The following is a 23,398-nucleotide window of genomic DNA, read 5'->3' as shown; positions in this document are numbered from 1 at the left end:
ATGGCGATCCGGGTGACCGGATCGACTTCGCACGCCCCGCTACCGGCGCGTCAGTCCCTTTCGGGCAGCCCGGTGGCCGTGTCTCTCGGTCCGCGGACGGTTCCTCGCAAGGGTGACCTCCACGGCGGACACGTCGGGGCGTCAGGCACGGCGGCCGCCCGGCCGCCGTGGAACCGAGTATGTCAAGGAGCGCGGCCATGGCCGTCGTCACGATGCGGGAGCTGCTGGAGAGCGGCGTCCACTTCGGTCACCAGACCCGTCGTTGGAACCCGAAGATGAAGCGTTTCATCTTCACGGAGCGCAACGGCATCTACATCATCGACCTGCTCCAGTCGCTGTCGTACATCGACCGCGCCTACGAGTTCGTCAAGGAGACCGTCGCGCACGGCGGCTCCATCATGTTCGTCGGTACGAAGAAGCAGGCCCAGGAGGCCATCGCCGAGCAGGCGACCCGGGTCGGGATGCCGTACGTCAACCAGCGCTGGCTGGGCGGCATGCTCACCAACTTCTCGACCGTCTACAAGCGCCTGCAGCGCCTGAAGGAGCTCGAGCTCATCGACTTCGAGGATGTGGCCGCCTCCGGCCTCACCAAGAAGGAGCTCCTGGTCCTCTCCCGCGAGAAGATCAAGCTGGAGAAGACCCTCGGTGGTATCCGCGAGATGCAGAAGGTGCCCAGCGCCGTCTGGATCGTGGACACCAAGAAGGAGCACATCGCCGTCGGTGAGGCGCGCAAGCTCCGCATCCCGGTCGTCGCGATCCTCGACACCAACTGCGACCCCGACGAGGTCGACTACAAGATCCCGGGCAACGACGACGCGATCCGTTCGGTCACGCTGCTCACCCGCGTGATCGCCGACGCCGTCGCCGAGGGCCTCATCGCCCGCTCCGGTGCCGCCACCGGTGACGCCAAGGCCGACAAGGCCGCCGGCGAGCCCCTCGCCGAGTGGGAGCGCGACCTGCTCGAGGGCGAGAAGAAGGACGACGCCGAGAAGCCGGCCGAGGCCGCTGCTGAGGCTCCCGCCGAGGCCCCGGCCGCTGACGCCGAGGCTCCGGCCGCGGACGCCGAGCAGGCCTGACCCTTCAGATCCGGTAGTTGACGGCGGGGGCCGGCGCACGACGCGCCGCCCCCGCCGTACACCCGTAGTCACCACGACTTCCGAGAGAGATTCACCATGGCGAACTTCACCGCCGCTGACGTCAAGAAGCTCCGTGAGCTCACCGGCGCCGGCATGATGGACTGCAAGAAGGCGCTGGACGAGGCGGCCGGCGACCTGGAGAAGGCCGTCGAGATCGTGCGCGTCAAGGGCCTGAAGGGCGTGGCCAAGCGCGAGAGCCGCACCACCTCCAACGGTGCCGTCGTCTCGGTCATCGCCGACGACAACACCTCCGGTGTCATCGTCGAGCTGAAGTGCGAGACCGACTTCGTCGCCAAGGGTGACAAGTTCATCGCCGTCGCCGACGCGCTCGCCGCGCACATCGCCAAGAGCGCCCCGGCCGACGTCGAGGCCCTGATGGCCTCCGAGATCGAGGCCGGCAAGACCGTCCAGGCGTTCGTGGACGAGGCCAACGCCACCCTCGGCGAGAAGATCGTCGTCGACCGCTTCGCGTACTTCGCCGACGGCGTCGTCTCCGCGTACATGCACCGCACCGCGGCGGACCTGCCCCCGCAGGTCGGTGTCCTCGTCGAGCTCGACAAGGAGAACGCCGAGGTCGCCAAGGACGTCGCGCAGCACATCGCCGCGTTCGCGCCGAAGTTCCTCTCCCGCGAGGAGATCCCGGCCGACGTCGTCGAGAACGAGCGCCGCGTCGCCGAGGCCACCGCTCGCGAGGAGGGCAAGCCCGAGGCCGCCCTGCCGAAGATCGTCGAGGGTCGCGTCACCGGCTTCTTCAAGGAGAACGTCCTGCTGGACCAGGCGTTCGCCAAGGACAACAAGAAGTCCGTCCAGAAGATCCTGGACGAGGCCGGTGTCACGCTGAAGCGCTTCGCGCGCATCCGCGTCGGCGCCTGAGCCGTCAGCAGGGCAGCGATTGACCTGCGACCCGCTAGGGTCGTACGCAGCCGACCCTCCACCGGTCGGCCGCTGATGTGACGAGGAGGCCATTGCCGCACAGGGATCTGATAAAGACCCATCCGGCAATGGCCTTCTTCGTATGTGCACGAGGAGATCTCCAATGAATCAGGGTGCGGACGCCAGCCAGGCCGCCGAAGACCAGAGCGCTGACCACGGCAAACGCCGTCGGTTCATGCTGAAACTGTCCGGTGAGGCATTCGCCGGCGGCGGGGGCCTCGGTGTCGACCCCGATGTCGTGCACGCCATCGCCCGTGAGATCGCGGCGGTCGTCCGCGAGGGGTACGAGATCGCCGTCGTCATCGGCGGCGGCAACTTCTTCCGCGGCGCCGAGCTGCAGCAGCGCGGCATGGACCGGGCCCGTTCGGACTACATGGGCATGCTCGGCACCGTGATGAACTCGCTCGCCCTCCAGGACTTCCTGGTCAAGGAAGGCGTCGAGACGCGGGTCCAGACCGGCATCACCATGGGCCAGGTCGCCGAGCCGTTCATCCCGCTGCGCGCGGTGCGCCACCTGGAGAAGGGCCGTGTCGTCATCTTCGGCGCGGGCATGGGCATGCCCTACTTCTCCACCGACACCACCGCCGCCCAGCGCGCCCTGGAGATCCAGGCCGAGGCCATCCTCATGGGCAAGAACGGCGTCGACGGGATCTACGACTCGGACCCGAAGACGAACCCCGACGCGGTGAAGTTCGACGCTCTCGAGTACGGCGAGGTGCTCTCCCGCGGCCTCAAGGTCGCCGACGCCACCGCCATCTCCCTGTGCATGGACAACAAGCTGCCGATCCTCGTCTTCGAGCTGCTCGCCGCGGGCAACATCGCGCGCGCGGTCAAGGGTGAGAAGATCGGCACGCTCGTGAGCGACCAGAGCACGCGGGCCTGACGGCCCACACCGCCGTCCGTGGCGATCACGCCTGACACGGACGGCAACTCCGGGCCTTGGGAAGACCTCGGCACGGGGATGGACAACTGCCTGCCGGTCGGACACCGTGCAGGAGAAGACGCGCGCAGGGGCGAGGCTCTGCTTACTGATAACACCAGGAGCAAGTGGTGATCGAAGAGATCCTCCTCGAGGCCGAGGAGAAGATGGAGAAGGCCGTCGTGGTCGCCAAGGAGGACTTCGCGGCGATCCGCACCGGGCGTGCGCATCCGGCGATGTTCAACAAGATCGTGGCTGACTACTACGGTGCGCTGACGCCCATCAATCAGCTGGCGTCCTTCTCGGTGCCGGAGCCGCGCATGGCGGTGGTGACGCCCTTCGACAAGAGCGCGCTGCGCAACATCGAGCAGGCGATCCGCGACTCGGACCTCGGTGTCAACCCGAGCAACGACGGCAGCATCATCCGGGTGACGTTCCCGCAGCTGACCGAGGAGCGCCGCAAGGAGTACATCAAGGTCGCCAGGGGCAAGGGCGAGGACGCGAAGATCTCGATCCGTTCCATCCGCCGCAAGGCCAAGGAACTCCTCGACAAGCTCGTCAAGGACAAGGAGTCCGGCGAGGACGAGGTGCGCCGCGCGGAGAAGGAGCTCGACGACACCACCGCGAAGTACGTCACGCAGGTGGACGAGCTGCTCAAGCACAAGGAAGCCGAGCTCCTCGAGGTCTGATGAACGACACATCCTGGGGGACCCCGCCGAGGCCCGGCTACGGGGGGTCCACCGACTGGGGATACTCCCCCTCGCTTGGCGGGGAGGTATCCCCGGCCTCGGCGGGTCCTGTGCACGAGGCGGGCGTCGCGGCGCAGACTCGCCCCATGCCCATCGTGCCCGCCGCAGGCGGAGACCAGGACGACCGTGACCAGGGGGCTGCTGACCTCGGCGGCCCCCTGTTCCGCGATGAACAGGAGCCCGATATCCGGCCTCAGGAGCCCGCCCAGGTGCCTGCGTCCCCCCAGGGGCCGAAGGCGGGAAAGAAGAGCGCCGGCCGCGATCTGCGGGCAGCGATAGGGGTGGGGCTGGGCCTCGGCGCGGTCATCATCGCCTCCCTGTTCATCTACAAGCCCGTCTTCCTGGGCGTGATCGTGCTGGCCGTCGTCGTCGGGCTGTGGGAGCTGACCTCCCGCCTCGGCGAGCGGAAGGCCGTCCGGGCGCCTCTGGTGCCGCTCGCCCTCGGTGGCGCCGGCATGGTCATCGCGGGCTATGTGACCGGGGCGGAGGGGGCGTGGGTCGCCATGGCCTTCACCGCGCTCGCCGTGCTCGTGTGGCGCATGACGGAGCCGCCGGAGGACTACCTCAGGGACGTCACGGCGGGCATCTTCGCGGCGTTCTACGTGCCCTTCCTGGCGACGTTCGTGGCGCTGATGCTCGCCGCGGACGACGGCGCGTGGCGGGTGCTCACCTTCCTGGTGCTCACGGTGGTCAGCGACACCGGCGCGTACGCGGTGGGCTGGAAGTTCGGCAAGCGCAAGCTGGCGCCGCGCATCAGCCCCGGCAAGACCCGCGAGGGCCTGGCCGGAGCCGTGGCGTTCGCCATGGTCGCGGGCGCGCTGTGCATGCACTTCCTGATCGACGGCGGAGCGTGGTGGCAGGGTCTGCTGCTGGGTCTCGCCGTCGCGGCCAGCGCCACGCTGGGCGACCTGGGGGAGTCCATGATCAAGCGTGATCTGGGCATCAAGGACATGGGCGCCCTGCTGCCCGGTCACGGCGGGATCATGGACCGGCTGGACTCGCTGCTGCCGACCGCACCGGTGGTGTGGCTGCTGATGGTGATCTTCGTCGGCTCGGCCTGAACGCGGGCCGGGTACTCTGGAAGGGCTCGTCGCCGTGCGACGGGCCCTTTTCCGGCCCCGCGCCCGCGGGGGTTCCCCTGTGAGATCTCCGGGTTCCGGCATTGTCCTGCCGCTGGCTCCGCGCGTGCGGAGATCATCCGCTCTCGTAGCAATCCCGTAGCAATGAGGAGTTTTCGCTCATGGCCCCCGCGCCTGGAGAACTGACGTTCGTCGCCCCTCGCGGGGCCAAGAAGCCCCCGCGACACCTTGCCGACCTCTCGCCCGCCGAGCGCCGTGAGGCGGTCGCCGCGATCGGCGAGAAGCCCTTCCGCGCCAAGCAGCTGTCGCAGCACTACTTCGCCCGGTACGCGCACGACCCCGAGGCATGGACCGACATCCCGGCCGCGGCCCGGACGAAGCTCGCGGCCGAGCTGCTGCCGGAGCTGATGAGTGTCGTCCGGCACATCTCGTGCGACGACGACACCACCCGCAAGACCCTGTGGCGCCTGCACGACGGCACCCTGGTCGAGTCCGTGCTGATGCGCTACCCCGACCGGGTCACCATGTGCATCAGCTCCCAGGCCGGATGCGGGATGAACTGCCCGTTCTGCGCCACGGGCCAGGCCGGGCTGGACCGCAACCTGTCCACCGCCGAGATCGTCCACCAGATCGTGGACGGCATGCGCGCGCTGCGCGACGGCGAGGTGCCGGGCGGGCCCGCGCGGCTGTCGAACATCGTCTTCATGGGCATGGGCGAGCCGCTCGCCAACTACAAGCGGGTCGTGGGCGCCATCCGGCGGCTCACCGACCCCGAGCCGGACGGCCTGGGCATCTCCCAGCGCGGGATCACCGTCTCCACCGTCGGCCTGGTCCCGGCCATGCTGCGGTTCGCCGACGAGGGCTTCAAGTGCCGCCTCGCCGTCTCGCTGCACGCGCCCGACGACGAGCTGCGCGACACCCTGGTGCCCGTCAACACCCGCTGGAAGGTCCGCGAGGTCCTCGACGCCGCCTGGGAGTACGCGGAGAAGTCCGGCCGCCGGATCTCCATCGAGTACGCCCTCATCCGCGACATCAACGACCAGGCGTGGCGGGGCGACCTCCTCGGCCGGCTCCTCAAGGGCAAGCGCGTCCACGTCAACCTGATCCCGCTGAACCCCACCCCGGGTTCCAAGTGGACGGCCTCCCGGCCGGAGGACGAGCGGGCGTTCGTCGCGGCCATCGCCGCCCACGGCGTCCCCGTGACCGTACGGGACACCCGCGGCCAGGAGATCGACGGCGCCTGCGGCCAGCTGGCCGCCGCCGAGCGCTGAGCCGGCCACCGGTACTGACCGGTGGCGCCGCGCACCGGCACTGATACGGTGCCTTCGCACAAGTGAACAATCCGACAGGGGAGCGCCCAGCGCGCTGAGAGTGCGGCACAGCCCGCAGACCCTCGGACCTGATCCGGGTCATACCGGCGTAGGGAGTCAGCTCGATCATGAACACCAACCTCAGGCGTGCCCTCGGCGCGGCCGCCGCCACCGCCGTCTGCCTGCCCGTGCTGGCGGCCTGCGGCGGCTCGGACGACTCCGGCGGGTCGGCGGGCGGGAGCAAGACCGTCACCCTCGTCTCGCACGACTCCTTCGAGGCGTCCCCCGAGGTGCTCCAGGAGTTCACGCGCCGGAGCGGATACAAGGTCAAGGTCATCAAGGGCGGGGACGCCGGCACGGCCGTCAACCAGGCGATCCTCTCCAAGAGCCACCCGCAGGGCGACGTCTTCTTCGGCGTCGACAACACCCTGCTGTCGCGGGCGCTCGACAAGGGCCTCTTCACGCCGTACGAGGCCAAGGGCCTCGACCGCGTCCCCAAGGACCTCCAGGCCGACGCCGCCGAGCACCGGGTGACGCCGATCGACACCGGCGACATCTGCGTCAACTACGACCGCGCCTACTTCGCCGACCACAAGCTCACCCCGCCGCGGACGTTCGACGACCTGATCAAGCCGGAGTACAAGAACCTTCTGGTCACCGAGAACCCCGCGACCTCCTCGCCCGGTCTCGCCTTCCAGCTCGGCACCATCGCCAAGTACGGCGACTCCGGCTGGCAGGACTACTGGAAGAAGCTCAAGGACAACGGCGTCGAGGTCGTCAACGGCTGGGAGCAGGCCTACAGCGAGCGCTTCTCCGGCTCCGCGGGAGGCAAGAAGGCCAAGGGCGACAAGCCGCTCGTCGTCTCCTACGCCTCCAGCCCGCCCGCCGAGGTCATGGGCGTCAAGCCGGAGCCCGAGGAGGCCCCGACCGGGGTCGCCACCGGTACCTGCTTCCGGCAGATCGAATTCGCCGGGCTGCTCAAGGGCGCGAAGAACACCGACGGCGGCAAGGCCCTGATCGACTTCCTGCTGGACAAGAAGTTCCAGGAGGACATGCCCCTGAAGATGTTCGTCAAGCCCGCCCACCAGGACGCCGCCCTGCCCGGCCTGTTCACCAAGTACGGCGCGAAGGTCGACTCCCCGGAGACCCTCGCCCCGGAGAAGATCGCCAAGAACCGCGACCAGTGGGTCAAGGCATGGTCCTCGCTCGTCCTGAAGTAGACCTCCCGGAGCGGGCCGCCCCGGGCGACTCCCGGCGGCCGGCCATCCGGCAGGCGGCGGTGCGGTGCGCGCTGATGGCCGTGCCGCTGGCCTTCTTCGGCGTCTTCTTCGCCTACCCCGTCACCGCGATCGTCTCCCGGGGGCTCAAGGACGGCGGGCAGTGGCAGTTCGGGCGGGTCGGCGAGGTCCTCACCGACCCCGCCGTCGGGCACGTCCTGTGGTTCACCACCTGGCAGGCCGCCGCCTCCACCGCCCTGACCCTCGCCCTCGCCCTCCCGGCGGCGTACGTCTTCGCGCGTTTCGACTTCCCCGGCAAGCACCTGCTGCGGGCCGTGGTCACCGTCCCCTTCGTCCTGCCGACCGTCGTCGTCGGCTCGGCCTTCCTGGCACTGCTCGGCCGCGGCGGGCTGCTGGACGAGACCTGGGGGGTGCGCCTGGACACCACGGTCTGGGCGATCCTCCTCGCCCACGTCTTCTTCAACTACGCCGTCGTCGTGCGGACCGTCGGCGGCCTCTGGGCCCAGCTCGACCCCCGCCAGGAAGAGGCGGCACGGGTGCTGGGCGCCGGCCGGTTCTCGGCGTGGCGGTGGGTGACCCTGCCCGCCCTCGCCCCCGCCGTGGCCGCCGCCGCCCTCATGGTCTTCCTCTTCACCTTCACCTCCTTCGGCGTCGTGCAGATCCTCGGCGGGCCCCGCTACGCCACCCTGGAAGTGGAGATCTACCAGCAGACCGCGCAGCTGCTGGACCTGCCGACGGCCGCCGTCCTCACGCTCGTGCAGTTCGCGGCCGTCGCGGTGCTGCTGGCCGTGCACGCCCGGACGGTGCGGCGCAGGGAATCCGCCCTGAAGCTGGTCGACGCCGCGCACACCTCCCGCCGCCCGCGGGGCGCCGCCCAGTGGAACCTGCTGGGCTTCGTCCTGACCGTGGCCGCGCTGCTCGTCGTCCTGCCGCTCGTGGTGCTCGTCCTGCGCTCCTTCGACGGCCCGGACGGCTTCGGCTTCGCCTTCTACCGGGCCCTGGCATCGGCGGGGGACAACGGCGGGACGTTCGTCGTGCCCCCGCTGGAGGCCGTCGGGAACTCCCTGGCGTACGGGCTGGCGGCCACCGGCATCGCGGTCGTGGTGGGCGGACTGGCGGCCGCCGCGCTCACCCGGCGGGCCGGCCGGCTCGTCCGCGGCTTCGACGCCCTGCTCATGCTGCCGCTCGGCACCTCCGCCGTGACGGTCGGCTTCGGCTTCCTGATCACCCTGGACGAGCCTCCGCTGGACCTGCGGGCCTCGTGGATCCTGGTGCCCCTCGCGCAGGCACTGGTGGGCGTGCCCTTCGTCGTACGGACCATGCTGCCGGTGCTGCGCGCGGTCGACGCCCGGCTGCGCGAGGCGGCCGCGGTGCTCGGCGCCTCGCCCCTGCGGGCGTGGCGCGAGGTCGACCTGCCGCTCGTCGGGCGGGCACTGGCGGTCGCGGCGGGCTTCGCGTTCGCGGTGTCGCTGGGGGAGTTCGGGGCGACCGTCTTCATCGCCCGCCCCGACAACCCGACCCTTCCGGTGGCCGTGGCCCGGCTGCTCGGCCGCCCCGGTGAGCTCAACTACGGGCAGGCCATGGCCCTCAGCACGATCCTGATGCTGGTGTGCGCGGCGGCGCTGCTGGTTCTGGAGCGCGTCCGCACCGACCGTTCGGGAGAGTTCTAGATGTCGTTGCTGAGACTGGCCGGGGTGACGGTCCGCTTCGGGGACCGCGCGGTGGTCGACGCGGTGGACCTGGCGGTGGCGGAGCACGAGACGGTGTGTGTGCTCGGGCCGAGCGGCAGCGGCAAGTCCACGCTGCTGCGGGTGGTCGCCGGGCTGCAGCGCGCGGACGCCGGGCGGGTGTTCCTCTCCGGGCGGGACCAGGCGAGCGTGCCCACGCACCGGCGCGAAGTGGGCCTGATGTTCCAGGACCACCAGCTCTTCCCGCAGCGGGACGTCGGCGGCAACGTCGCCTTCGGGCTGCGCATGCGCGGGACGGGGCGCGCCGAGACGGAGCGGCGGGTCACCGAACTCCTCGACATGGTGGGCCTGCCCGGGGCCCAGCGGCGCGCCGTGGCCGCGCTGTCCGGCGGCGAACAGCAGCGCGTCGCCCTCGCGCGGGCGCTCGCCCCCAGGCCGCGGCTGCTGATGCTCGACGAGCCGCTCGGCCAGCTCGACCGGACCCTGCGGGAGCGGCTGGTCGTGGAGCTGAGGGAGCTCTTCGGCCGCCTGGGCACCACGGTGCTGGCGGTCACGCACGACCAGGGCGAGGCGTTCGCCCTGGCCGACCGGGTGGTGGTCATGCGCGACGGGCGCATCGCCCAGGCCGGGACGCCGCTGGAGGTCTGGCAGCGGCCCGCTTCGGAGTTCGTCGCCCGCTTCCTCGGCTTCGACAACGTGGTCGCGGCGACGGTCGGCGGCGAGCGGGCGGACACGGTGTGGGGCACGGTGCCGGTCCCCCCGGGGACGCGGCAGGGCGCCTGCCGGCTGCTCGTGCGGCCCACGGGTGTCCGCCTGGTGCCGGAGGCCGGAGGGCTGCCGTGCACAGTGAGCGGCCGGACGTTCCGGGGCGACCACGTCGTGGTGCTGCTCCGCCCTGAGGACGGTCCGGTGCTGGAGGCGGCCTGCGGGCTGCGGGAGGCGCCGGAGGCCGGGGACCGGGTGGGTGTCGTGTTCGACGTCAACGACGTGGTGGTGCTGGAGGGTGCCGACGGGGCGGCCGGCTGACACCGCGCCCCTGACGACGGAAAGGGCCCGCTGCCCGTCCCTTCGAGGGGACGGGCAGCGGGCCCTTTCGCGCGGCCGCGGGCCTCAGCCGGCCGCGGTCGGTTCGAGTTTCTTCGCTTCCGGTTCCTCGACCGCGCCGCCTTCCGGTTCGCCGAACCAGGCGACCGCGACCGCGCCGGCCACCGCGAGGGCGAAGCCGAGGACGGCCATCCAGGCGAAGCCCGAGCGCGAGGAGTCCCCCAGGAGCAGGACGCCGATCGCGCCGGGCAGCACGGTCTCGCCCACGACCAGGGCCGCCGTGGCGCCGTTGACCGAGCCGATCTGCAGGGCGACCGTGTGCAGGTACATGCCGACGGAGCCCGATATGAGGATGGCGTAGAGCGCCGGGTCGGCGATCAGGGTGGGCAGGTCGAACGGGTCGATGCCGTCCAGGATGCGCACCCCGACGCCGATGGCGCCGAAGCCGAGGCCGGACAGCAGACCGGCCAGGATGGCGGCCCGCCCGCCCATCAGGCGCACGGCGATGGTGCCACCGCCCATCAGCACGACCGAGATGACCAGCAGCCACCAGTGGGTGGACCGGGCGGCGTCCCCGCCGCCCTCGTGGCCCGCCGCGGTCGCCAGCAGGACCAGGGCGGAGCAGACGACGCCGATCGACATCCACTCCGGCTTGGTCAGCCGGATGCCCAGGAGCTTGATGCTCAGGACGGCGGTGACGACGAGGTTGGCGCTGATGACCGTCTGGGACAGGAACAGCGGCAGCATCCGGGCGGCCAGCGCGCCGAGCCCGAAGCCGACGAAGTCCAGGACCGTGCCGACCATGAACTCCCACGTCACCGCTGCCTTCGCGGTGGAGGAGAGGCTCGGGCCACCGTGCTGGGTGGTGCCCGAGGTGGAGGCCGCGGCGGCCTCCCGGCGGGCCGATTTGCGCGATCCCACGGCTTGGAGGACCGAGCCTGTTCCATAACAGGCCGAGGCCGCGACAGCCGTCAGAAGGCCGATGATCACCAATAGCTCCGTTCGCCTGATAAACCGTCGTGCTCCTGAACCAGACGCGCATTTCGGCGGCGAAGTTGCCTTGAGTCAAGAAAAGGTCAAGAACCGGTACCGGGTGCCGGCTCCTCCTGACGGCCCGTGAGCCGGGCCAGCGCCGCGGGCACCTCCTCGGCCGCGTCGACCAGGGCCTTCCGGCCGGCCATGGGCCGCCCGGCCGCCAGCGCTTCCAGCAGGGGCCAGGTCGGAAGTGTACGGCTCCAGTGCTCGCGGCCCACGAGCACCATGGGCCTGGGCTCACCGCGTGAGCCGTAGAAGTTCGGGGCCGCGTTGTCGAAGATCTCCTGCACGGTCCCGGCCGCGCCCGGGAGGAAGACGACGCCGGCGCCGGCGCGGGCGAGGAGGCCGTCCTCGCGGACGGCGTTGGCGAAGTACTTCGCGATGTGCGTGGCGAAGGCGTTGGGCGGCTCGTGCCCGTAGAACCACGTCGGGATGCCCACCGAGGCCCCGCCGCCGGGCCGCAGCGCGCGGACGGACAGCGCGGCGGCGGCCCAGTCGGCGACGGAGGGGGTGAAGGAGGGGACCGGGGCCAGGAGCGCCAGGGCCTCGTCCAGCATCGCGTCGTCGAAGGGCGCGGCGTACGCCCCGAGGTTCGCCGCCTCCATGGCGCCCGGCCCGCCGCCGGTCGCCACCGTGAACCCCGCACGGGCCAGGGACCGGCCGAGCCGGGCGGCGCTCGCGTAGCCCGCGGAGCCGCGCTCCAGAGCGTGGCCGCCCATGACGCCGACGACGCGCCGCCCGGCCAGGAGCTCGTCCAGGGCGTCGGAGACCGCGTCGTCGTGGAGCGCGCGCAGCATCGACGCGAAGATGTCACCGCTCGCCCTGCTCTGTTCGAACCACGCGTACGTCAGGGCGTCAGGGGTGTTCCCATACCCCTTCTCCAGGCTCTCGAACAGCTCCTCCGGTCCGTAGAGCGTGCCGCGGTACGGGTCGAAGGGCAGGTCCGGAACAGGCGGGAAGACCAGCGCGCCGTCGGCCCGCGCCTTCGCGGCGGCGTCCGGCTCCATGGGGCAGCCGAGAAACACGGTGTCCGCGGTGTCGGTGGCCAGCAGCTCCGCGGTGCGGGCCGTCAGGTCGACCGACTGTACCCGGCACCCGCTGAGGGAACGGGCGGCGGCGGCCCGGTCGAACTCCGCCAGCGACTCGATCTCCCGGTCCGCTCCGCCGGCCATCGCCCGTCCCCCTCGTCATGGCGTGCACCTGGTCAGGTGTGCGCTCGGATATGGCGTTCACCTGGTCATGGGAAGTGCTGTCAGTACCGCGATCGTCCAGGTCAGCGGGGTCAGCACGGCCAGCAGTACACAGGTGCGCAGGACGGCCGCGCCGCGGAGCATGGAGGCGGGGAGGCCGAGGCGCAGCAGAGCCGCCGTCGTGCCGGTGCGGTTCCGGCGGCTGTCCAGGGCGGCGGTGATGGCGGTGGCGGTCACACAGGCCATCACCAGGGCCGCGCCGAGGCCGGTGAGCGGGCCGAAGGGGCGGGGCCCCGACGTCTCCCAGGCGGTGCCGTACAGCTCGGCCGCCGCGAGGGCGCCCGACGCGACCGCGCACAGGACGCCCAGGGGGCGCCCGATCCCGGTGGCCGCTTCCTGCAGTATGCGGCCGGCCAGCAGCCGCACGGCGCCGGGCCGCCCGGCCGCCAGCAGCGCCCCGCACCAGTGGGTGAGCCCGGGCCCGGCCAGGACCAGCCCCATGGAGGCGAGCAGCCAGCCGCCGACGACTCCGGGCGAGGTGCCGTGACCGGGCAGCGCGAGGAGGCTGTCGGGGGCGGGGGCCGGCCCCCGGGCCACGTACGCCTCCATGGCGAGGCCGACCGCGATGATGGCGATGCCCCAGGGGAGGCCCGCGTAGCCGGGCCGGGGCGCCGCCGGCGCGGCCGGTGGGGGCTCGGGGGCGTCCGGGGCGGCCGGCTGCGCGGCCGGCCTCGCGTCGGACCGGGGGCGCAGGGCGACGGCGCACGTGCCCGCCGCCAGGGCCGGGAGCAGGGCGAGCAGCGTGAGCGCCGCGCCCCACGGCAGGGAGGCGCGGCCGTCCAGCAGCCGGGCGGCGGAGCCGCTGAGCGGGCCGCCCAGGTCGCCGCGGAGCACCAGGTAGACCACGAGGGCGGCACCGCTGCCGAGCGTGCAGGAGATCGCCGTCGACGCGGCGGCGAGCAGGGACATGCGCACCGGCCCGAGGCCCGCGGCGTCCAGGCCCTTCCGGGGCCGGGTGGCGGGGTCCGTGCGGGCCACGGCGAGGGCGAACTGCACGACCGCCGCCAAGGGCACCGCGCACCACACCAGGCGCACGACGGCCTGACCGGTCGCCCTGGGGTGGGCGACCGCGTACCCCAGGGTGCACAGCAGCAGGAAGCCGACGCCCGCCGCCGCGGCGGCGACCAGCAGCCTGCGCAGCAGGACGAGCGGGTGCGCGCCGCGCGCTAGGCGGAGACTGAGCACGCGGCCCTGCCCTCTCCGCCGAGCGCGTCCGGCGCCGGGATCCCGCTGCCGCGCCTGCCGTCGACCAGGGTGACCGTCCGGTCGGCCAGCGTGGCGATCTCGTCGTCGAGGGTGGCGATGACGACCGTGATGTGGTGCGAGCGGGCGGCCGTGGTCAGGGTGCGCAGCACCTGGGCGCGGTCGGCGCTGTGCAGCGGCGCGGTCGGCTCGTCCGCGAAGATCACCGTCGGTTCGGTGGCCAGCGCCCGGGCGACGGCGATCCGCTGGCGCTGGGCCTGCAGCAGCGCCCCGGGCCGCTTGCGGGCGCACTCGCCGACGTCGAGGCGCTCCAGCCACTCCATGGCGGTCCGCTTGGCGGCCCGGTGGCCGGTGCCGCGCATCAGCAGGGGCAGGGCGGTGTTCTCCCAGCCCGTCAGCTCCGGCACGAGGTGCGGCTCGCTGTCGATCCAGCCGAACCGCTCGCGGCGCAGCCGCTCCCGCGCGGAGCGGGGGAGGGTGTGCACGGGGGCGCTGTTGAACCACACCTCGCCGGGCGCGGGCAGGAGCTGTCCCGACAGGCACTTGAGGAGGGTGGACTTCCCGGAGCCCCGTGGTCCGGTGACGGCGAGGATCTCGCCTTCGCGCACGCCGATGGAGACTCCGGCGAGAGCGGGGGAACCGCTGTATGCGTAGTGCAGGCCGCGTGCCCAGAGCACGTCGTTGTCCGGCGGGGCCACCATATCGAGCACCTCGGGTCGCTGAAGGGTCCGTTCCCCTGTCCGGGTGAACGAACCGGAGGCCATTGGGTCACTGGCACCGTACGGAACCGGGATCCTAGCCCCCACCCAGGCTCGGCGCTGGAGTGGCTCACTTTCCTCCGGTCGGCCTCATCCCCGGGCGTCGCTCAGCGGTCGGAGCGCACCCGCGCAGCGCCGGTGAGCGGAGGTGCGGCGGGGCGCGTCCGGCGTGCGGCCGGGGCGGCCGGGGCGACGGGGCCGTCCGCGGGAGACCGGCGGCAGAAGGGCGGAAAAATGCCGTGGCCCACGCGCGCGTGAAGCGAAGGGGGTCGCGCGGGGCCACGGCGGGAGGGAGGGGCCGCCGTGGCGGCCCGTCCGGGGCGGGGGTCAGATCTTGGTCCAGGCCTCCGTGAGGACGCCGCGGACGATCTGCTCGATCTCGTCGAACGTCGACTGGTCGGAGATCAGCGGGGGCGAGAGCTGGATGACCGGGTCGCCGCGGTCGTCGGCCCGGCAGTACAGCCCGTTCTCGAACAGCTCCTTGGAGACGTAGCCGTAGAGCAGCCGCTCGCACTCCTCGGGGGTGAAGGACTCCTTGGTGGCCTTGTCCTTCACCAGCTCGATGCCGTAGAAGAAGCCGTTGCCGCGGACGTCGCCGACGATCGGCAGGTCGCCCAGCTTGGAGAGCGTCGCGCGGAAGGCGGCCTCGTTGTCCAGCACGTGCTGGTTGAGGCCCTCGCGCTCGAAGATGTCGAGGTTGGCCAGCGCGACCGCGGCGGAGACCGGGTGCCCGCCGAAGGTGTAGCCGTGCAGGAAGGTCGCGTCGCCCTTGAAGAACGGCTCGGCGATCCGGTCGGAGATGACGGCCGCGCCGATCGGCGAGTAGCCCGAGGTCATGCCCTTGGCGCAGGTGATGATGTCCGGCACGTAGCCGAACTTGTCGCACGCGAACATCGTGCCGAGGCGGCCGAAGGCGCAGATGACCTCGTCCGAGACGAGCAGCACGCCGTACTTGTCGCAGATCTCGCGCACGCGCTGGAAGTACCCGGGGGGCGGCGGGAAGCAGCCGCCCGCGTTCTGCACGGGCTCCAGGAAGACGGCCGCGACGGTGTCCGGGCCCTCGAAGAGGATCTCCTGCTCGATCTGGTCGGCGGCCCAGCGGCCGAAGGCCTCCGGGTCGTCACCGTGGATCGGCGCGCGGTAGATGTTGGTGTTGGGGACCTTGTGCGCGCCGGGGACCAGCGGCTCGAAGGGGGCCTTCAGCGCGGGCAGCCCGGTGATGGACAGGGCGCCCTGCGGGGTGCCGTGGTAGGCGACGGCCCGCGAGATGACCTTGTACTTCGTGTGGTTGCCGGTCAGCTTGTGGTACTGCTTGGCCAGCTTCCACGCGGTCTCGACGGCCTCGCCGCCGCCGGTGGTGAAGAAGACCTTGTTCAGGTCGCCCGGGGCGTAGTGCGCCAGCCGCTCGGCGAGCTCGACGGCCTTGGGGTGGGCGTAGCTCCACACCGGGAAGAACGCCAGCTCCTGCGCCTGCTTGTTGGCGGCCTCGGCGAGCTCGGCACGGCCGTGGCCCGCCTGGACGACGAACAGGCCGGCGAGACCGTCGAGGTAGCGCTTGCCCTTGTCGTCGTAGATGTAGGTGCCCTCGCCGCGCACGATGGTGGGCACGGGGGCGTTCTCGTACGACGACATGCGGGTGAAGTGCATCCACAGGTGGTCGTACGCCGTTCGGGAGAGGTCCTTGCTCACGGCTATCGGGTTCCCCATGTGTAGGTCTGCTTGCGGAGCTTGAGATAGACGAAGCTCTCGGTGGAGCGCACGCCGGGGAGGGTCCGGATGCGCTTGTTGATCGTTGCCAGGAGGTGGTCGTCGTCCTCGCAGACGATCTCGATGAGGAGATCGAAGGAGCCCGCGGTCACCACGACGTACTCCACCTCGTCCATCGCGGTCAGGGCGTCGGCGACCGGATCGAGGTCGCCCTCGACGTTGACGCCGACCATCGCCTGGCGCCGGAACCCGACGGTGAGCGGGTCGGTGACGGCGACGATCTGCATCACGCCCTGGTCCTGCAGCTTCTGCACCCGCTGCCGGACCGCCGCCTCGGACAGACCGACGGCCTTGCCGATCGCCGCGTACGGGCGGCGGCCGTCCTCCTGGAGCTGTTCGATGATCGCCAGGGAGACGGCGTCGATCGGCGGCGTGCCGTGCACGCTCTTCGGGTCTGCACTACGAGTGGCCACGGACACCACTGTGCATGGGACTCGACTGTCTGGCAACCCTGAACCGATGAAATTCGTTGTACAGGTATGCCTGAATAACTGATTCCGTTGTTCATGGGTGATGGGTATGTCGAAAGCGTCGCCCTACTGACTAGGCTGGGCGTCTCACCCAGCGGACATCTGAATGGAGGGGTGGCACAAGTGACCACCGAGCTGCGTCGTCTTCGCAACTACATCGACGGGGAGTTCCGGGACGCCGCCGACGGGCGGACCACCGAGGTGGTCAATCCGGCCACCGGCGAGGCGTACGCCACCGCCGCGCTGTCGGGCGCCGCCGACGTGGACGCCGCCATGGCCGCGGCCGAGGCGGCCTTCCCGGCCTGGCGCGATGTGGTGCCCGCCGAGCGCCAGAAGGTGCTGCTGAAGATCGCTGACGCCTTCGAGGCGCGGGCCGAGGACCTGGTCGCCGCCGAGTCCGAGAACACCGGCAAGCCGCTGGCGCTCACGCGCAGCGACGAGGTCCCGCCGATGGTGGACCAAATCCGCTTCTTCGCCGGTGCCGCCCGCCTGCTGGAGGGCCGCTCGGCCGGCGAGTACATGGAGGGCCTGACCTCCATCGTCCGCCGTGAGCCGGTCGGCGTCTGCGCGCAGGTCGCGCCGTGGAACTACCCGATGATGATGGCCGTGTGGAAGTTCGCCCCGGCGCTCGCCGCGGGCAACACCGTCGTCCTGAAGCCCTCCGACACCACCCCGGCCTCCACGGTCCTCATCGCCGAGATCATCGGCGGGGTCCTGGAGGAGCTGGGCCACCCCAAGGGTGTCTTCAACGTCATCTGCGGCGACCGCGACACCGGCCGCCTCATGGTCGAGCACCCGGTGCCGGCCATGGCCTCGATCACCGGGTCCGTGCGGGCGGGCATGCAGGTCGCGGAGTCCGCCTCCAAGGACCTCAAGCGCGTCCACCTGGAGCTGGGCGGCAAGGCGCCCGTCGTCGTCTTCGAGGACGCCGACATCGCCAAGTCCGTCGAGGAGATCTCGGTCGCCGGCTTCTTCAACGCGGGCCAGGACTGTACGGCCGCCACCCGGGTGCTGGTGCACGAGTCGATCCACGACGAGTTCGTGACGGCGCTCGCCAAGGCCGCGGCCGACACCAAGACCGGGCAGCCGGACGACGAGGACGTGCTGTACGGGCCGCTGAACAACGCCAACCAGCTCAAGCAGGTGACCGGCTTCATCGAGCGGCTGCCGGCCCACGCCAAGATCGAGGCGGGCGGCCACCGGGTCGGTGAGAAGGGCTTCTTCTACGCCCCGACCGTCGTCTCCGGGCTCAAGCAGGACGACGAGATCGTCCAGCAGGAGGTCTTCGGCCCCGTCATCACCGTCCAGCCCTTCACCGACGAGGAGCAGGCCGTCACCTACGCCAACGGCGTCGAGTACGCCCTGGCCTCCTCGGTGTGGACCAAGGACCACGGGCGGGCCATGCGGATGTCCAAGAAGCTCGACTTCGGCTGCGTGTGGATCAACACCCACATCCCGCTCGTCGCCGAGATGCCCCACGGCGGCTTCAAGAAGTCCGGCTACGGCAAGGACCTCTCGGCCTACGGGTTCGAGGACTACACGCGCGTCAAGCACGTGATGACGTCGCTCGGCTGAGCCGGACTCACACCCGCAAGGGCGGCGGCCCCACCGGACTTCTCGGTGGGGCCGCCGCCCTTTCGGCGACCGGCCGCCGCCCGGCCGGTATCATCGATGCCCGGGCGAGGAGCCTGGTGCGGCCCGCCCGGGTCGGCATGGCGGCCGGTTTCCCAACACCGTCAAGGGCGGCGCCGACGCCCTGGTGCCGGCCGTGATCGGCGCGGTGCCGGCCAGCCCGGTCCAGGCCCGTGCGGGCTCGGCCGAGCCGGCCGGGCGCATAGCCGCCGACGACCTCCCGGCACCCCGGAGAGGGCCCCTGCACGCGGCACAGTGCACCGACGCCTGGCACATCGTCCTGTGGTCGGTCGCCGCCCTGTGCGCCTGGGCGCGGCAGCCGTCCACGCGCTGCTCGCCCCGGCGGCCCGGCCCGGCAAGGTGTCGGGGGAGGCGGCCCGCCCCCGGACAGGCCGTACATTGTCCGCGAAGATCCGACCCGCCATGCTGCCGAAATGCGAGTGAGCCCTGTGAAGAGCCTGTCCCGCCGTTCCCTGCTGCGCGCCCTGGGCGCCGGCGCGGGGGCCGCCGCACTCGCCGGGTGCGGGGTGCCCGCCGCGTACGTCGGGCCGGGGGACCGGGCGGCGGTGGACCGCTCCGGCGGCGAGAAGCGGCTCGTCTTCGCCAACTGGCCGCTCTACATCGACACCGACGACCACGACGCGCAGCGCCGTCCGACGCTGGAGGACTTCGAGAAGCGCAGCGGCATCTCGGTGAAGTACACCGAGGAGATCAACGACAACGACGAGTTCTTCGGCAAGGTCAGCCCCGCCCTGATGAACCATCAGGACACCGGGCGGGACCTCGTCGTCGTCAGCGACTGGATGTGCGCGCGCTACGTCCACCTCGGCTGGGTGCAGGAGATGGACCGCTCCCGGCAGCCGCACGTCTCCCGGTACCTCGACCCGCTGCTGCGCAAGCCCCCCTTCGACCCGGGCCGCAAGCACACCGTCCCCTGGCAGTCCGGCATCACGGGCATCGCCTACAACCGCAAGAAGCTCGGCCGCGAGATCCGGCACACCTCGGAGCTGTGGAAGGACGACCTCCGCGGGCGCGTCACCCTGCTCGCCGGGCTGGACGAGGCGTTCTGCCTGCTGATGCAGGGCAACGGCGCCGACGTCACCCGCTGGACCGCCGACGACTTCCACACCATGACCGACCAGCTGCGCGGCCTCGTCCGCAAGCGCCACATCCGGCGCTTCACGGGCAACGACTACATCAAGGACCTCTCCTCCGGTGATGTCCTGGCCTGCCAGGCGTACTCCGGGGACGTCATCCAGCTCCAGGCCGACAACCCCGACATCGCGTTCGTCGTGCCGGAGGAGGGCGCGGAGCTGTGGGCCGAGAGCCTGATGATCCCCAACCTCGCCCGCCACAAGCGCAACGCGGAAGACCTCATCGACCACTACTACCGGCCCGAGGTGGCCGCCCGGCTGGCCACCGCGGTCAACTACGTCTGTCCCGTCCCCGCCGCCCGTGACGTCCTGGCCTCCGCCAAGGACCAGGAGCTCGCCGAGCTCGCCGAGAATCCCCTGATCTTCCCCAGCGACGACATGCGCAAGCGGCTCGCCACCGCCCGCGACATGACGTCCAAGGAGCGCCCCGGCTTCACCAAGGAGTGGAACGAGATCGTCGGCCTGTGACGGCCCGGCCGGGCCGTCCTGCCCGGCCCGCCCTCCCCGCCCCGCCCGGCCCCCCGGCCGGCCGTCTTCAGCGGGGTGACAGGGACCGCAGGGCGCCGATGCGGTTGGTGGTGATCGCGTCCACGCCCGCGGCCAGCAGTCGCCGCATGGTGAGGCGGGTGTCGGCCGTCCAGGCCGAGACCAGCAGCCCTTGGGCGTGGTTGCGGGCGACGAGCTCCGGGCTCACCAGCCCGAAGCGGTAGTTGAGCCAGCGCGGGCGCACCCGGCCGAGCAGCGCGGCGCGCGGCGGGGCCAGCGTCGTCCAGGTGAGGGCGATCTCGGCCTCGGCGTCCGCCCGGCGGACGGCGAGCATGGCCGCCGTGCCGCCGCAGTAGTACACCCGCCCGGCCGCCCCGCTCGCCCGCACCTCGGCGACGGTCGCCTCCGCGGCCGAGGGGTCCGGCAGGTCGATGAACAGCCGCCACCCGGAAGCCTCCCCGGCGGTGCCGGTCCCGCCGAGGGCGAGCGCCTCGCGCAGGGTGGGCACCCGGCCGCCGGTCAGCCCGCGCAGCTCGTCGGCGGTGAGCGCGGCCAGCGGCCGGTCGTGGCCCCAGAGGCGCTCCAGCGTCGCGTCGTGCAGCAGTACGGGCACGCCGTCCCGGGTGAGCCGGACGTCGATCTCCACCGCGTCCGCCCCCGCCCGCAGCGCCGAGCGGACCGAGGCGAGGGTGTTCTCGCGGCAGACATAGGGGTCGCCGCGGTGGGCCACGGCGGCGAACGCGCCCCGCTCGGCGGCGGAGGGGAGGCCCGGGGCGGGGCTTTCGGCGATCTTCAGGGTGGGCATGCGGCCCATTGTCGCCGGGGCGCGCGGGGGCGGCGGCGTCAGCCCTGCCAGGCGGCGGTGTAGGAGTCGATCTCCGCCCGGAGCGCCGCCTTGCCCGCCGCGTCCATGAAGGACGCCTCGACGGCGTTCTTGGCGAGCTCGGCGACCCCTCGCGCGTCGAGGTCGAGCAGCCGGGCGGCGACCCCGTACTCCTTGTTGAGGTCGGTGCCGAACATCGGCGGGTCGTCGCTGTTGATCGTGACCAGCACGCCCGCGGCCACCATCTCCTTGAGCGGGTGGTCGGCGAGGTCGGCGACGGCCCGGGTGGCGAGGTTGGAGGTCGGGCAGACCTCCAGCGGGATCCGGTGCTCGGCGAGGTGGGCCAGCAGCTCCGGGTCCCGGGTGGCGCTGGTGCCGTGGCCGATGCGCTCGGCGCGCAGGTCGACGAGGGCGTCCCAGATCGTCTGCGGGCCGGTGGTCTCGCCGGCGTGCGGGACGCTGTGCAGCCCGGCGGCGATGGCGCGGTCGAAGTACGGCTTGAACTGCGGCCGGGGCACCCCGATCTCGGGGCCGCCGAGCCCGAAGGAGACCAGGCCCTCCGGCTTGAGACCGCAGGCGATCCGGGTCGTCTCCTCGGCGGCCTCCAGCCCCGCCTCGCCCGGGATGTCGAAGCACCAGCGCAGCACGACGCCCAGCTCCGCCTCCGCGGCCTTGCGGGCGTCCTCGATGGCCTCCACGAACGCCGCGTCGGGGATGCCGCGCCGGGTCGAGCTGAAGGGCGTCACCGTCAGCTCCGCGTAGCGGATGTTCTGCCGGGCCATGTCGCGCGCGACCTCGAACGTCAGCAGCCGGACGTCCTCCGCGTCGCGGATCAGGTCGACCACCGAGAGGTAGACCTCGATGAAGTGCGCGAAGTCACGGAAGGTGAAGAAGTCGGCGAGCGCCTCGGGGTCGGTGGGCACCGGCGAATCGGGGTGGCGGGCGGCCAGCTCGGCCACGATGCGCGGGGACGCCGACCCGACGTGGTGCACGTGGAGCTCGGCCTTCGGCAGGCCGGCGACGAACGAGTCGAGAACGGACATGCGGGCCTCCACGGGCGCTCGGTCGACAGGGATGATCATCGTATGCGGGAGGGGGTCCGAGCCTGTCCTCAGGCCTTAGCATGACGGAGTATCGACTGGGGAGGGCCATGTCCGACAGGGCCGACAAGTACGGGCAGCCGGAGGGCCGGGGGTCCGATCCGTGGGCACCGCCGGACCGGCAGGAGCCCTTCGGCCAGCCGCACGACCAGCCCCGCGCCCGGCCGCTCGACAGGCCGGGGGCCGTACCGCCCGTGCCGCTCGCGCCGACGGGCCCGGGCACCCCGAGCGCCTACCAGGGCGGTCCGTACGGGCCGCCGGGCGCCGCACCCGCGCCCCCGGGGCCGGCCCCCTACAGCGGTGCGCCGTACGGCCAGGCGGCCCAGGGCCCGCAGCCCTACGGCCCGCCGGCCGGTCCCTACGGCCCCCAGCCCTACAGTCCCCAGCCCTACGGCCCGCCGTACCCGGGGGCCTCCTACGGCTACCCCGGCCCCGCCTACGCGCCGGGCTGGCCGCCGAGCCCGCCCCCGGTGCCCGACAACGGCCTGGGCGTCGCCGCCCTCGTCGTGGGCATCGTCGGCACCGTCCTGTCGCCCACGGTCGTGCTCGGCGTGATCCTCGGTGTCCTCGCGGTCGTCTTCGGGGCGATAGGCCGGGCCAAGGTGAGCAAGGGCGAGGCCGACAACGGCGGCCAGGCCCTCACCGGGCTGATCCTCGGCGGGGTGGCGCTGCTCGCCTCCGCCCTGATGGTCCTCGCCTTCATCCACGTCGCCGACGGCACCGACCCCGGCCCCACCCCCGACGACCCCGGCGCGACCTACGACGCCTACGTGTCCGCCCCCGTGCTGCCGGTGGAGCGGGCCGCCAGCCGCTGACGCGCCTCCATCAGGGCGAAGCCCAGCAGGTTCTCGCCGCGCCAGCGCGCGGGGTCCTGGGCCCGCTCGTCGTCGGCGGCCAGTCCGATGCCCCACACGCGGTCCAGCGGGCTCGCCTCCACCAGGACGCGGTCACCGGTGCCGAGCAGATAGTCCCTCAGCCCCGCATCCTGGCCGAACTTGTGCACGCTGCCCTCGACGACCAGCTCGAAGCGGTGCCGGCGCCACGTGGCGTCGTCGAAGCCGCGCACCGAGCGGCCCGCGTCCTTCGCCTGCTTGGGGTGCGTGGCCGCGAGAGCCCGGGCCTCCGCCTCCGCGTCGTCGAACAGCCGGGCCTTGCCCGCCATCATCCAGTGCTCGGCCGTGGCGTAGACCGTTTCGTCCACCGTGAAGGGCGACGGCCACCACTGGCTGAAGCAACTGGCGCCCAGGGTGCCGTCCGGGCGCGGCCGGTGCCCCCAGAAGAAGACGTACTTGACGCGCTCGCCCCCCGCCGCGGCCGCGGCCAGTTCGTCCACCGTTCGCGCCCCGGCGGCGCGCCCGGCCGTGCGTCTGTCCTTGGTGCTCATACCGCCCCCGTCGTTCGTCATATCGTCATTCTGACACTTCCCTTCGGGGTGAGCCCGGATATTTTGCTGCCGCAGGGCCGTGCCGACCGCTGTTCCCATTCCGACCCGTTCACTGATTCCGTTGCTGCTTCGAAACGCGGCGACGGAATCACTTGTTGCCGCTCGACTCCTCTGCCAGGATCGGCACCCAAGTCCGGTTGAAGCAACGCCTGTCCACAGGTCCCTGCGGTCGGCGGAGGA

General features: G+C 71.9%; 21 protein-coding genes and 1 riboswitch. Of the genes, 12 read left to right on the top strand and 9 right to left on the bottom strand.

What is annotated here, in order from left to right; translation table 11 throughout:
* Positions 1–197: 197 nt before the first annotated feature.
* The 9 genes from rpsB to ABZ951_RS16990 all read left to right on the top strand — a co-directional run bounded on the left by rpsB (position 198) and on the right by ABZ951_RS16990 (position 10,078).
* Positions 198–1,076: a 30S ribosomal protein S2 gene (rpsB, locus tag ABZ951_RS17030; protein ID WP_344097583.1), complete on the top strand. Its 879-nt coding sequence runs from the start codon at positions 198–200 to the stop codon at positions 1,074–1,076.
* A 96-nt stretch (positions 1,077–1,172) separates the two neighbouring features.
* Positions 1,173–2,009: a translation elongation factor Ts gene (tsf, locus tag ABZ951_RS17025; protein WP_344097581.1), complete on the top strand. Its 837-nt coding sequence runs from the start codon at positions 1,173–1,175 to the stop codon at positions 2,007–2,009.
* A gap of 163 nt (positions 2,010–2,172) precedes the next feature.
* Positions 2,173–2,952 carry a UMP kinase gene (pyrH, locus tag ABZ951_RS17020; RefSeq protein WP_344097578.1) on the top strand — a complete coding sequence of 260 codons (780 nt, stop codon included), beginning with the start codon at positions 2,173–2,175 and terminating at the stop codon, positions 2,950–2,952.
* A 167-nt stretch (positions 2,953–3,119) separates the two neighbouring features.
* Positions 3,120–3,677, top strand: a complete 558-nt coding sequence (gene frr / locus ABZ951_RS17015; RefSeq protein ID WP_344097575.1) for a ribosome recycling factor — start codon at positions 3,120–3,122, stop codon at positions 3,675–3,677.
* A complete protein-coding gene (locus ABZ951_RS17010; protein WP_344097572.1) occupies positions 3,677–4,798 on the top strand; it encodes a phosphatidate cytidylyltransferase in 1,122 nt (373 codons plus the stop codon). Before frr ends, ABZ951_RS17010 begins: the two co-directional genes overlap by 1 nt.
* A gap of 179 nt (positions 4,799–4,977) precedes the next feature.
* Complete coding sequence (gene rlmN, locus ABZ951_RS17005; protein WP_344097570.1) at positions 4,978–6,087, top strand: 23S rRNA (adenine(2503)-C(2))-methyltransferase RlmN; 1,110 nt, start codon at positions 4,978–4,980, stop codon at positions 6,085–6,087.
* 66 nt (positions 6,088–6,153) lie between these two features.
* Positions 6,154–6,259, top strand: a riboswitch (TPP riboswitch).
* Complete coding sequence (locus ABZ951_RS17000; protein WP_344097568.1) at positions 6,255–7,346, top strand: thiamine ABC transporter substrate-binding protein; 1,092 nt, start codon at positions 6,255–6,257, stop codon at positions 7,344–7,346. Its footprint overlaps the riboswitch before it by 5 nt.
* A 74-nt stretch (positions 7,347–7,420) precedes the next feature.
* Positions 7,421–9,034 carry an iron ABC transporter permease gene (locus ABZ951_RS16995; protein WP_344097585.1) on the top strand — a complete coding sequence of 538 codons (1,614 nt, stop codon included), beginning with the start codon at positions 7,421–7,423 and terminating at the stop codon, positions 9,032–9,034.
* Positions 9,035–10,078 carry an ABC transporter ATP-binding protein gene (locus tag ABZ951_RS16990; RefSeq protein WP_344097566.1) on the top strand — a complete coding sequence of 348 codons (1,044 nt, stop codon included), beginning with the start codon at positions 9,035–9,037 and terminating at the stop codon, positions 10,076–10,078.
* 84 nt (positions 10,079–10,162) lie between these two features.
* Here ABZ951_RS16990 and ABZ951_RS16985 read toward each other — a convergent pair whose 3' ends face one another.
* The 6 genes from ABZ951_RS16985 to ABZ951_RS16960 all read right to left on the bottom strand — a co-directional run bounded on the left by ABZ951_RS16985 (position 10,163) and on the right by ABZ951_RS16960 (position 16,522).
* Entirely contained in the window at positions 10,163–11,086 is a 924-nt protein-coding gene (locus ABZ951_RS16985) for a hypothetical protein (protein WP_344097564.1), read from the bottom strand.
* Between the two features lie 86 nt (positions 11,087–11,172).
* Positions 11,173–12,303 (bottom strand): Rossmann fold nucleotide-binding protein, encoded by a 1,131-nt coding sequence (locus ABZ951_RS16980; protein ID WP_344097561.1) that lies wholly within the window; start codon positions 12,301–12,303, stop codon positions 11,173–11,175.
* Between the two features lie 57 nt (positions 12,304–12,360).
* Positions 12,361–13,566 carry a hypothetical protein gene (locus tag ABZ951_RS16975; RefSeq protein ID WP_361280125.1) on the bottom strand — a complete coding sequence of 402 codons (1,206 nt, stop codon included), beginning with the start codon at positions 13,564–13,566 and terminating at the stop codon, positions 12,361–12,363.
* Entirely contained in the window at positions 13,548–14,285 is a 738-nt protein-coding gene (locus tag ABZ951_RS16970; protein ID WP_344093650.1) for an ATP-binding cassette domain-containing protein, read from the bottom strand. The genes ABZ951_RS16975 and ABZ951_RS16970 overlap by 19 nt, the downstream gene beginning before the upstream one ends.
* Before the next feature lie 384 nt (positions 14,286–14,669).
* Positions 14,670–16,049 (bottom strand): aspartate aminotransferase family protein, encoded by a 1,380-nt coding sequence (locus ABZ951_RS16965; protein ID WP_344093648.1) that lies wholly within the window; start codon positions 16,047–16,049, stop codon positions 14,670–14,672.
* Positions 16,034–16,522, bottom strand: a complete 489-nt coding sequence (locus ABZ951_RS16960) for an Lrp/AsnC family transcriptional regulator (RefSeq protein ID WP_344093646.1) — start codon at positions 16,520–16,522, stop codon at positions 16,034–16,036. The genes ABZ951_RS16965 and ABZ951_RS16960 overlap by 16 nt, the downstream gene beginning before the upstream one ends.
* Positions 16,523–16,702: 180 nt before the next feature.
* On the opposite strand from ABZ951_RS16960, the gene ABZ951_RS16955 reads away from it, so the two are divergent.
* Together ABZ951_RS16955 and ABZ951_RS16950 are read left to right on the top strand one after the other, a co-directional pair.
* Positions 16,703–18,154, top strand: a complete 1,452-nt coding sequence (locus tag ABZ951_RS16955) for a gamma-aminobutyraldehyde dehydrogenase (RefSeq protein WP_344093644.1) — start codon at positions 16,703–16,705, stop codon at positions 18,152–18,154.
* Between the two features lie 491 nt (positions 18,155–18,645).
* Positions 18,646–19,833, top strand: coding sequence for a spermidine/putrescine ABC transporter substrate-binding protein (locus ABZ951_RS16950; protein ID WP_344093642.1), 1,188 nt, complete (start codon positions 18,646–18,648; stop codon positions 19,831–19,833).
* Between the two features lie 67 nt (positions 19,834–19,900).
* Here the strand turns inward: ABZ951_RS16950 and ABZ951_RS16945 are convergent, their stop codons facing one another.
* Together ABZ951_RS16945 and ABZ951_RS16940 are read right to left on the bottom strand one after the other, a co-directional pair.
* On the bottom strand, positions 19,901–20,656 hold the full coding sequence (locus tag ABZ951_RS16945) for a glycerophosphodiester phosphodiesterase (RefSeq protein WP_344093640.1): 756 nt from the start codon (positions 20,654–20,656) through the stop codon (positions 19,901–19,903).
* A gap of 38 nt (positions 20,657–20,694) precedes the next feature.
* On the bottom strand, positions 20,695–21,717 hold the full coding sequence (locus ABZ951_RS16940; protein ID WP_344093638.1) for an adenosine deaminase: 1,023 nt from the start codon (positions 21,715–21,717) through the stop codon (positions 20,695–20,697).
* 107 nt (positions 21,718–21,824) lie between these two features.
* On the opposite strand from ABZ951_RS16940, the gene ABZ951_RS16935 reads away from it, so the two are divergent.
* Positions 21,825–22,589 (top strand): DUF4190 domain-containing protein, encoded by a 765-nt coding sequence (locus ABZ951_RS16935; protein ID WP_344093635.1) that lies wholly within the window; start codon positions 21,825–21,827, stop codon positions 22,587–22,589.
* Here the strand turns inward: ABZ951_RS16935 and ABZ951_RS16930 are convergent.
* The gene (locus ABZ951_RS16930; RefSeq protein WP_344093633.1) at positions 22,541–23,179 is read right to left on the bottom strand and encodes an NADAR family protein; all 639 of its coding nucleotides are present in this window, start codon (positions 23,177–23,179) and stop codon (positions 22,541–22,543) included. The genes ABZ951_RS16935 and ABZ951_RS16930 overlap by 49 nt on opposite strands.
* Positions 23,180–23,398 lie beyond the last annotated feature (219 nt).

Source organism: Streptomyces sp. NPDC046215, from assembly GCF_040646215.1.
Taxonomy (GTDB): Bacteria; Actinomycetota; Actinomycetes; order Streptomycetales; family Streptomycetaceae; genus Streptomyces; species Streptomyces stramineus.
Note: the sequence above shows the minus strand (reverse complement) of the source record. Positions and strands in the feature narration are given on the sequence as shown.